At 49.9% G+C, this 8,687-nt stretch carries 19 protein-coding genes; 18 read left to right on the top strand and 1 reads right to left on the bottom strand.

Going from position 1 to position 8,687, the window contains the following annotated elements; all coding sequences use genetic code 11:
* Positions 1-47 precede the first annotated feature (47 nt).
* Positions 48-242, top strand: coding sequence for a bacterioferritin-associated ferredoxin (gene bfd, locus IPZ49_RS20210; protein WP_003863268.1), 195 nt, complete (start codon positions 48-50; stop codon positions 240-242).
* 72 nt (positions 243-314) lie between these two features.
* Positions 315-791, top strand: coding sequence for a bacterioferritin (bfr, locus tag IPZ49_RS20205; protein WP_003863270.1), 477 nt, complete (start codon positions 315-317; stop codon positions 789-791).
* Here the strand turns inward: bfr and IPZ49_RS20200 are convergent.
* On the bottom strand, positions 775-1,248 hold the full coding sequence (locus tag IPZ49_RS20200) for an A24 family peptidase (RefSeq protein WP_058677623.1): 474 nt from the start codon (positions 1,246-1,248) through the stop codon (positions 775-777). The two genes, bfr and IPZ49_RS20200, sit on opposite strands and share 17 nt — an antisense overlap.
* Before the next feature lie 380 nt (positions 1,249-1,628).
* Between IPZ49_RS20200 and rpsJ the strand changes: the two genes are divergently transcribed.
* The 16 genes from rpsJ to rpsH form a co-directional block, all read left to right on the top strand.
* Positions 1,629-1,940, top strand: a complete 312-nt coding sequence (gene rpsJ / locus IPZ49_RS20195) for a 30S ribosomal protein S10 (RefSeq protein ID WP_001181005.1) — start codon at positions 1,629-1,631, stop codon at positions 1,938-1,940.
* A gap of 32 nt (positions 1,941-1,972) precedes the next feature.
* Positions 1,973-2,602 (top strand): 50S ribosomal protein L3, encoded by a 630-nt coding sequence (rplC, locus tag IPZ49_RS20190; protein WP_006178923.1) that lies wholly within the window; start codon positions 1,973-1,975, stop codon positions 2,600-2,602.
* 10 nt (positions 2,603-2,612) lie between these two features.
* Positions 2,613-3,218: a 50S ribosomal protein L4 gene (rplD, locus tag IPZ49_RS20185; protein ID WP_000424395.1), complete on the top strand. Its 606-nt coding sequence runs from the start codon at positions 2,613-2,615 to the stop codon at positions 3,216-3,218.
* Positions 3,215-3,517, top strand: coding sequence for a 50S ribosomal protein L23 (rplW, locus tag IPZ49_RS20180; RefSeq protein WP_000617546.1), 303 nt, complete (start codon positions 3,215-3,217; stop codon positions 3,515-3,517). The genes rplD and rplW overlap by 4 nt, the downstream gene beginning before the upstream one ends.
* Before the next feature lie 17 nt (positions 3,518-3,534).
* Complete coding sequence (gene rplB / locus IPZ49_RS20175) at positions 3,535-4,356, top strand: 50S ribosomal protein L2 (protein WP_000301859.1); 822 nt, start codon at positions 3,535-3,537, stop codon at positions 4,354-4,356.
* A gap of 16 nt (positions 4,357-4,372) precedes the next feature.
* Positions 4,373-4,651 (top strand): 30S ribosomal protein S19, encoded by a 279-nt coding sequence (rpsS, locus tag IPZ49_RS20170; RefSeq protein ID WP_001138117.1) that lies wholly within the window; start codon positions 4,373-4,375, stop codon positions 4,649-4,651.
* A gap of 14 nt (positions 4,652-4,665) precedes the next feature.
* Complete coding sequence (gene rplV / locus IPZ49_RS20165) at positions 4,666-4,998, top strand: 50S ribosomal protein L22 (RefSeq protein ID WP_002919773.1); 333 nt, start codon at positions 4,666-4,668, stop codon at positions 4,996-4,998.
* A 17-nt stretch (positions 4,999-5,015) separates the two neighbouring features.
* Positions 5,016-5,717, top strand: coding sequence for a 30S ribosomal protein S3 (rpsC, locus tag IPZ49_RS20160; RefSeq protein WP_000529945.1), 702 nt, complete (start codon positions 5,016-5,018; stop codon positions 5,715-5,717).
* Between the two features lie 12 nt (positions 5,718-5,729).
* Positions 5,730-6,140 (top strand): 50S ribosomal protein L16, encoded by a 411-nt coding sequence (rplP, locus tag IPZ49_RS20155; RefSeq protein ID WP_002919759.1) that lies wholly within the window; start codon positions 5,730-5,732, stop codon positions 6,138-6,140.
* Positions 6,140-6,331, top strand: coding sequence for a 50S ribosomal protein L29 (gene rpmC, locus IPZ49_RS20150; protein ID WP_003863282.1), 192 nt, complete (start codon positions 6,140-6,142; stop codon positions 6,329-6,331). Before rplP ends, rpmC begins: the two co-directional genes overlap by 1 nt.
* Positions 6,331-6,585 carry a 30S ribosomal protein S17 gene (gene rpsQ, locus IPZ49_RS20145; RefSeq protein WP_002438707.1) on the top strand — a complete coding sequence of 85 codons (255 nt, stop codon included), beginning with the start codon at positions 6,331-6,333 and terminating at the stop codon, positions 6,583-6,585. The genes rpmC and rpsQ overlap by 1 nt, the downstream gene beginning before the upstream one ends.
* Positions 6,586-6,751: 166 nt before the next feature.
* Positions 6,752-7,123, top strand: coding sequence for a 50S ribosomal protein L14 (rplN, locus tag IPZ49_RS20140; protein ID WP_002919748.1), 372 nt, complete (start codon positions 6,752-6,754; stop codon positions 7,121-7,123).
* A 10-nt stretch (positions 7,124-7,133) separates the two neighbouring features.
* The gene (rplX, locus tag IPZ49_RS20135; RefSeq protein ID WP_155031803.1) at positions 7,134-7,448 is read left to right on the top strand and encodes a 50S ribosomal protein L24; all 315 of its coding nucleotides are present in this window, start codon (positions 7,134-7,136) and stop codon (positions 7,446-7,448) included.
* A gap of 14 nt (positions 7,449-7,462) precedes the next feature.
* Positions 7,463-8,002, top strand: a complete 540-nt coding sequence (gene rplE / locus IPZ49_RS20130; protein WP_022649589.1) for a 50S ribosomal protein L5 — start codon at positions 7,463-7,465, stop codon at positions 8,000-8,002.
* Positions 8,003-8,016: 14 nt separating this feature from the next.
* Positions 8,017-8,322, top strand: a complete 306-nt coding sequence (gene rpsN / locus IPZ49_RS20125) for a 30S ribosomal protein S14 (RefSeq protein ID WP_003863291.1) — start codon at positions 8,017-8,019, stop codon at positions 8,320-8,322.
* Between the two features lie 30 nt (positions 8,323-8,352).
* Positions 8,353-8,687 (top strand): 30S ribosomal protein S8 (rpsH, locus tag IPZ49_RS20120; RefSeq protein WP_045629717.1); only part of this gene is annotated, 335 nt, incomplete at its 3' end.

Here is an 8,687-nt window from a genome sequence, read left to right as displayed (position 1 = left end):
TAACCATTCTCACTTACACTTTGCGCATATTTTGAACGGGAGTCTTTATGTACGTTTGTTTATGTAATGGTGTAAGCGACAAAAAAATTCGTCAGGCCGTTCGCCAGTTTCAACCACAATCTTTCCAGCAGCTTCGTAAGTTTGTTCCGGTGGGAAATCAATGCGGTAAATGCGTTCGCGCAGCGCGTGAGATCATGCAGGACGAACTGATGCAGATCCCGGAATTCAAAGAGATCGCGTAAGCCTCCATCTTTTTTTTGACATCCCCGTAGCCCGATCTACGCTTCAATGAGTGGAAGCGGAGGGACTATATAATGAAAGGTGATGTTAAAATCATAAGTTATCTCAATAAATTATTGGGAAATGAGCTTGTCGCAATCAATCAGTATTTTCTCCATGCAAGAATGTTCAAAAACTGGGGACTGACTCGCCTCAACGATGTTGAATACCATGAGTCCATTGATGAAATGAAACACGCCGATAAATATATTGAGCGTATTTTATTCCTCGAAGGCATTCCTAACCTACAGGATCTCGGAAAACTGGGCATCGGAGAAGATGTTGAAGAGATGCTGCGTTCTGATCTCCGGCTGGAGCTGGAGGGTGCAAAAGACCTGCGTGAAGCCATTGCCTATGCGGACAGCGTACATGACTACGTCAGCCGGGATATGATGATCCAGATCCTGGCCGATGAAGAAGGGCACATCGACTGGCTTGAGACCGAACTGGATCTCATTAGCAAAATTGGCCTACAGAACTACCTTCAGTCTCAGATCAAAGTGGAAAGTTAATCAGGCTTTCCCAGCCAACGCATAAACCCGCTGCCGCCAGAAATGGCCCAAAAGGCAGTGGGTTTTTTAATGCCTGCTTATCAGGGTTGAACAACGAGAAACCAACCAGATACAGCAGAGCCATTAACGCGGCCACTAATGCCAGTACTGGCAGTACACACCAGCCATGCCATGCTCCCAGCGCCGCCAGATATTTTATGTCGCCATACCCCATCCCTTCACATCGGCAGATGAGTCGATATCCCCAATAGATAACGGCGAATCCGGCGTATCCTGCGGTCGCACCCAGTACCGCGCTCGGCAAAAAATCAGGATGAATACAAAGCTGGTAGAGCAGGCCCGTCCATAGCAGCGGGCAAAGGAATTTATCGGGAAGCAGCCCCGTGCGAATATCGGTGCGTACAAGCAAGGCCGATAACGCAAAATAGATCAGCAGAAAGGGGAGGGACATTAGCATAGCGAGAGCCTCAAAATGGTTTGAGCGCATACTCGTAATAATCTGCATGCCCGGCAATGTGTAAAAACAACAATTGCATAGCGGCTTCAGACAAAGAGATGAGAAGGGATACTTTGCATAAAAAATTGCGAGGCCTTACGCAGAGTACGACTTTGGCGCTTAATTTCTAAACGGCACTTGCGTCTTTCGCTGATTTACGTATAATGCGCGGGCTTGTCGTAATTGACGGCGGGTTCAATCTGAACCAGAGTAGCTCACTTTGTTACTCAACAATGCTCCCAATTGGGGAGCTACGTAAGAACGGTTACACTCTCCCATCAATCGTAATGGGTTTGAGGAGTAATCATTTTCGTTTATAAAATAATTGGAGCTCTGGTCTCATGCAGAACCAAAGAATCCGTATCCGCCTTAAAGCGTTTGATCATCGTCTGATCGATCAATCAACCGCGGAAATCGTCGAGACTGCTAAGCGCACTGGTGCGCAAGTCCGTGGTCCGATCCCGCTGCCGACCCGCAAAGAGCGCTTTACCGTTCTGATCTCTCCGCACGTTAACAAAGATGCGCGTGATCAGTACGAGATCCGCACTCACAAGCGTCTGGTTGACATCGTTGAGCCAACTGAGAAAACCGTTGATGCTCTGATGCGTCTGGATCTGGCTGCCGGTGTAGACGTGCAGATCAGCCTGGGTTAATCAGGTCATCGAGCGATTGAGAGGTTGATACAATGATTGGTTTAGTCGGTAAAAAAGTGGGCATGACCCGCATCTTCACTGAAGATGGCGTTTCAATCCCAGTAACCGTAATCGAAGTTGAAGCAAACCGCGTTACCCAGGTTAAAGATCTGGCTAACGATGGCTACCGCGCTGTTCAGGTGACCACTGGTGCTAAAAAAGCTAACCGTGTAACCAAACCAGAAGCGGGTCACTTCGCTAAAGCTGGCGTAGAAGCTGGCCGTGGTCTGTGGGAATTCCGTCTTGCTGAAGGCGAAGAGTTCACCGTAGGTCAGGACATTAGCGTTGAGCTGTTTGCTGACGTTAAAAAAGTTGACGTAACCGGTACCTCTAAAGGTAAAGGTTTTGCTGGTACTGTTAAGCGCTGGAACTTCCGTACCCAGGACGCTACTCACGGTAACTCCTTGTCTCACCGCGTTCCGGGTTCTATCGGTCAGAACCAGACTCCGGGCAAAGTGTTCAAAGGCAAGAAAATGGCAGGTCAGCTGGGCAACGAACGTGTAACCGTTCAGAGCCTGGACGTAGTACGTGTTGACGCTGAGCGCAACCTGCTGCTGGTTAAAGGTGCGGTCCCGGGTGCAACCGGTAGCGACCTGATCGTTAAACCAGCTGTGAAGGCGTAAGGGGATAGCAATGGAATTAGTATTGAAAGACGCGCAGAGCGCGCTGACTGTTTCCGAAACTACCTTCGGTCGTGATTTCAACGAAGCGCTGGTTCACCAGGTTGTTGTTGCTTATGCAGCTGGTGCTCGTCAGGGTACTCGTGCTCAGAAGACTCGTGCTGAAGTAACTGGTTCAGGCAAAAAGCCATGGCGCCAGAAAGGTACCGGCCGTGCGCGTTCAGGTTCTATCAAGAGCCCGATCTGGCGTTCAGGTGGCGTGACCTTCGCTGCGCGTCCACAGGACCACAGTCAAAAAGTTAACAAAAAGATGTACCGCGGCGCGCTGAAAAGCATCCTGTCCGAACTGGTACGTCAGGATCGTCTGATCGTTGTCGAGAAGTTCTCTGTTGAAGCGCCTAAAACTAAGCTGCTGGCACAGAAACTGAAAGACATGGCTCTGGAAGATGTGCTGATCATCACCGGTGAGCTGGACGAGAACCTGTTCCTGGCCGCGCGTAACCTGCACAAGGTTGACGTACGCGACGCGACTGGTATCGACCCGGTTAGCCTGATCGCCTTCGACAAAGTCGTAATGACTGCTGATGCTGTTAAGCAAGTTGAGGAGATGCTGGCATGATTCGTGAAGAACGTCTGCTGAAGGTGCTGCGCGCACCGCACGTTTCTGAAAAAGCGTCTACTGCGATGGAAAAAACAAACACCATCGTTCTCAAAGTTGCTAAAGACGCGACCAAAGCAGAGATCAAAGCTGCTGTGCAGAAACTGTTTGAAGTCGAAGTCGAAGTCGTTAACACCCTGGTAGTTAAAGGGAAAGTTAAACGTCACGGACAGCGTATCGGTCGTCGTAGCGACTGGAAAAAAGCTTACGTCACCCTGAAAGAAGGCCAGAACCTGGACTTCGTTGGCGGCGCTGAGTAAGTCGGAGGAGTAATACAATGGCAGTTGTTAAATGTAAACCGACATCTCCGGGTCGTCGCCACGTAGTTAAAGTGGTTAACCCTGAGCTGCACAAGGGCAAACCTTTTGCTCCGTTGCTGGAAAAAAACAGCAAATCCGGTGGTCGTAACAACAATGGCCGTATCACCACTCGTCACATCGGTGGTGGCCACAAGCAGGCTTATCGTATTGTTGACTTCAAACGCAACAAAGACGGTATCCCAGCAGTTGTTGAGCGTCTTGAGTACGATCCGAACCGTTCCGCGAACATCGCGCTGGTTCTGTACAAAGATGGCGAACGCCGTTACATCCTGGCCCCTAAAGGCCTGAAAGCTGGCGACCAGATTCAGTCTGGCGTTGATGCTGCAATCAAAGCAGGCAACACCCTGCCGATGCGCAATATCCCGGTTGGTTCTACCGTTCATAACGTAGAAATGAAACCAGGTAAAGGCGGTCAGCTGGCGCGTTCCGCGGGTACTTACGTTCAGATCGTTGCGCGTGACGGTGCTTATGTCACCCTGCGTCTGCGTTCTGGTGAAATGCGTAAAGTCGAAGCAGACTGCCGCGCTACTCTGGGCGAAGTTGGCAATGCTGAGCATATGCTGCGCGTTCTGGGTAAAGCTGGTGCTGCACGCTGGCGTGGTGTTCGTCCTACCGTTCGCGGTACTGCGATGAACCCAGTCGATCACCCACATGGTGGTGGTGAAGGTCGTAACTTTGGTAAGCACCCGGTAACTCCGTGGGGCGTTCAGACCAAAGGTAAGAAGACCCGCAGCAACAAGCGTACTGATAAATTTATCGTACGTCGCCGTAGCAAATAATTTTAGAGGATAAGCCATGCCACGTTCTCTCAAGAAAGGTCCTTTTATTGACCTGCACTTGCTGAAGAAGGTAGAGAAAGCGGTGGAAAGCGGAGACAAGAAGCCCCTGCGCACTTGGTCCCGTCGTTCAACGATCTTTCCTAACATGATCGGTTTGACCATCGCTGTCCATAATGGTCGTCAGCACGTTCCAGTCTTTGTTACCGACGAAATGGTTGGTCACAAACTGGGTGAATTCGCACCGACTCGTACTTATCGCGGCCACGCTGCTGATAAAAAAGCGAAGAAGAAATAAGGTAGGAGGAAGAGATGGAAACTTTAGCTCAACATCGCCATGCTCGTTCTTCTGCACAGAAGGTTCGCCTTGTTGCTGACCTGATTCGCGGTAAGAAAGTGTCGCAGGCCCTGGACATCCTGACCTATACCAACAAGAAAGCTGCGGTATTGGTCAAGAAAGTACTGGAATCTGCCATTGCTAACGCTGAACACAACGATGGCGCTGACATCGACGATCTGAAAGTCGCGAAAATTTTCGTAGATGAAGGCCCAAGCATGAAGCGCATTATGCCGCGTGCGAAAGGTCGTGCAGATCGCATCCTGAAGCGCACCAGCCACATTACTGTGGTTGTGTCCGATCGCTGAGACTCTGGAGACTAGCAATGGGTCAGAAAGTACATCCTAATGGTATTCGCCTGGGTATTGTAAAACCATGGAACTCTACCTGGTTTGCGAACACCAAAGAATTCGCTGACAACCTGGACAGCGATTTTAAAGTACGTCAGTACCTGACTAAGGAACTGGCTAAAGCGTCTGTATCTCGTATCGTTATCGAGCGTCCAGCTAAGAGCATCCGTGTGACTATTCACACTGCTCGCCCTGGCATCGTTATCGGTAAGAAAGGCGAAGACGTAGAAAAACTGCGCAAGGTCGTAGCGGATATCGCTGGCGTTCCTGCACAGATCAATATCGCTGAAGTTCGTAAGCCTGAACTGGACGCTAAATTGGTTGCTGACAGCATCACTTCTCAGCTGGAACGTCGTGTTATGTTCCGTCGTGCTATGAAGCGTGCTGTACAGAACGCAATGCGTCTGGGCGCTAAGGGTATCAAAGTTGAAGTTAGCGGCCGTCTGGGCGGCGCGGAAATCGCACGTACCGAATGGTACCGCGAAGGTCGCGTACCGCTGCACACTCTGCGTGCTGACATCGACTACAACACCTCTGAAGCGCACACCACTTACGGTGTAATCGGCGTTAAGGTATGGATCTTCAAAGGTGAGATCCTGGGTGGTATGGCTGCTGTTGAACAACCGGAAAAACCGGCTGCTCAACCTAAAAAGCAGCAGCGTAAAGGCCGTAAATAAGGAGCGTCGCTGATGTTACAACCAAAGCGTACAAAATTCCGTAAAGTGCACAAAGGCCGCAACCGTGGTCTGGCGCAGGGTACGGATGTTAGCTTCGGCACTTTCGGTCTGAAAGCTGTTGGCCGTGGTCGTCTGACTGCACGTCAGATCGAAGCAGCACGTCGTGCAATGACCCGTGCAGTTAAGCGTCAAGGTAAGATCTGGATCCGTGTATTCCCGGACAAACCGATCACCGAGAAGCCACTGGAAGTTCGTATGGGTAAAGGTAAAGGTAACGTGGAGTACTGGGTTGCCTTGATCCAACCGGGCAAAGTCCTTTATGAAATGGACGGTGTTCCGGAAGAGCTGGCCCGTGAAGCCTTCGGCCTGGCAGCAGCGAAACTGCCTATCAAAACCACCTTTGTAACTAAGACGGTGATGTAATGAAAGCAAAAGAGCTGCGTGAAAAAAGCGTTGAAGAGCTGAACGCTGAGCTGCTGAACCTGCTGCGTGAGCAGTTCAACCTGCGTATGCAGGCTGCAAGTGGCCAGCTGCAACAGACTCACCTGCTGAAGCAAGTGCGTCGCAATGTTGCGCGCGTTAAGACTTTACTGACTCAGAAGGCGGGTGCGTAATGACCGATAAAATCCGTACTCTGCAAGGTCGTGTTGTTAGCGATAAAATGGAGAAATCCATTGTTGTAGCTATCGAACGTTTTGTGAAACACCCGATCTACGGTAAATTCATCAAGCGTACGACCAAACTGCACGTACATGACGAGAACAACGAATGTGGTATCGGCGACAAGGTTGAAATCCGTGAATGCCGTCCACTGTCCAAGACTAAGTCCTGGACGCTGGTTCGCGTTGTAGAGAAAGCGGTTCTGTAATAGAGTACGCATTCTCAATACGAATAAACGGCTCAGCAATGAGCCGTTTATTTTTTCTACCCATATTGCAGAAGCGGTGTTATAATGCCGCGCCCTCGATATGGGGCTTTTTAACGGCTCTGATTTTAGAGTCTCAGGTAGTAGTTGACATTAGCGGAGCACTAAAATGATCCAAGAACAGACTATGCTGAACGTCGCCGACAACTCCGGTGCACGTCGCGTAATGTGTATCAAGGTTCTGGGTGGCTCGCACCGTCGCTACGCAGGCGTAGGCGACATCATCAAGATCACCATCAAGGAAGCAATTCCACGTGGTAAGGTCAAAAAAGGTGATGTGCTGAAGGCGGTAGTGGTGCGCACCAAGAAGGGTGTTCGTCGCCCTGACGGTTCTGTCATTCGCTTCGATGGTAATGCATGCGTTATTTTAAACAATAACAGCGAGCAGCCTATCGGCACGCGTATCTTTGGGCCGGTAACTCGTGAACTTCGTACTGAGAAGTTCATGAAAATTATCTCTCTGGCACCAGAAGTACTCTAAGGAGCGAATCATGGCAGCGAAAATCCGTCGTGATGACGAAGTTATCGTGTTAACCGGTAAAGATAAAGGTAAACGCGGTAAAGTAAAAAATGTTCTGTCTTCCGGCAAAATCGTCGTTGAAGGTATCAACCTGGTTAAGAAACATCAGAAGCCGGTTCCGGCCCTGAACCAACCAGGCGGCATCGTTGAAAAAGAAGCTGCTATTCAGGTTTCTAACGTTGCAATCTTCAATGCGGCTACCGGTAAGGCTGACCGTGTAGGCTTTAGATTCGAAGACGGCAAAAAAGTCCGTTTCTTCAAGTCTAACAGCGAAACTATCAAGTAATTTGGAGTAGTACGATGGCGAAACTGCATGATTACTACAAAGACGAAGTAGTTAACAAACTCATGACTGAGTTTAGCTACAATTCTGTCATGCAAGTCCCTCGGGTCGAGAAGATCACCCTGAACATGGGTGTTGGTGAAGCGATCGCTGACAAGAAACTGCTGGATAACGCAGCAGCTGACCTGACAGCAATCTCCGGTCAAAAACCGCTGATCACCAAAGCACGCAAATCTGTTGCAGGCTTCAAAATCCGTCAGGGCTATCCGATCGGCTGTAAAGTAACTCTGCGTGGCGAACGCATGTGGGAGTTCCTTGAGCGCCTGATCACTATTGCTGTTCCACGTATCCGTGACTTCCGTGGCTTGTCCGCTAAGTCTTTCGACGGTCGTGGTAACTACAGCATGGGTGTCCGTGAGCAGATCATCTTCCCAGAAATCGACTACGATAAAGTCGACCGCGTGCGTGGTTTGGATATTACCATTACCACTACTGCGAAATCTGATGAAGAAGGCCGTGCTCTGCTGGCTGCCTTTGACTTCCCGTTCCGCAAGTAAGGTAGGGTTACTGAATGGCTAAGCAATCAATGAAAGCACGCGAAGTAAAGCGCGTAGCTTTAGCTGATAAATTCTTCGCTAAACGCGCTGAACTGAAAGCGATCATTTCTGATGTGAACGCTTCCGACGAAGATCGTTGGAATGCGGTTCTCAAGCTGCAGTCTCTGCCGCGTGATTCCAGCCCGTCTCGTCAGCGTAACCGCTGTCGTCAAACAGGTCGTCCACATGGTTATGTGGGCAAGTTTGGGTTGAGCCGTATCAAACTGCGTGAAGCCGCCATGCGCGGTGAAGTACCAGGCTTGAAAAAGGCTAGCTGGTAATTACCAATTGAATCACGGGAGTAAAGACAGATGAGCATGCAAGATCCGATCGCGGATATGCTGACCCGTATCCGTAACGGTCAGGCCGCGAACAAAGTTGCGGTCACCATGCCTTCCGCCAAGCTGAAAGTGGCAATTGCCAACGTGCTGAAGGAAGAAGGTTTTATCGAAGATTTTAAAGTTGAAGGCGACACCAAGCCGGAACTGGAACTTACTCTCAAGTATTTCCAGGGTAAAGCTGTTGTAGAAAGCATTCAGCGTGTCAGCCGCCCAGGCCTGCGCATCTATAAGAAAAAAGATGAGCTGCCAAAAGTAATGGCTGGTCTTGGTATCGCAGTTGTTTCTACCTCTAAAGGTGTTATGAC

Origin of the sequence: Enterobacter cloacae complex sp. S2 (genome assembly GCF_015159675.1) — a bacterium.
In the GTDB taxonomy this organism is placed as follows: Bacteria; Pseudomonadota; Gammaproteobacteria; order Enterobacterales; family Enterobacteriaceae; genus Enterobacter; species Enterobacter intestinihominis.
This window is presented reverse-complemented; position numbering and strand designations above follow the sequence as displayed.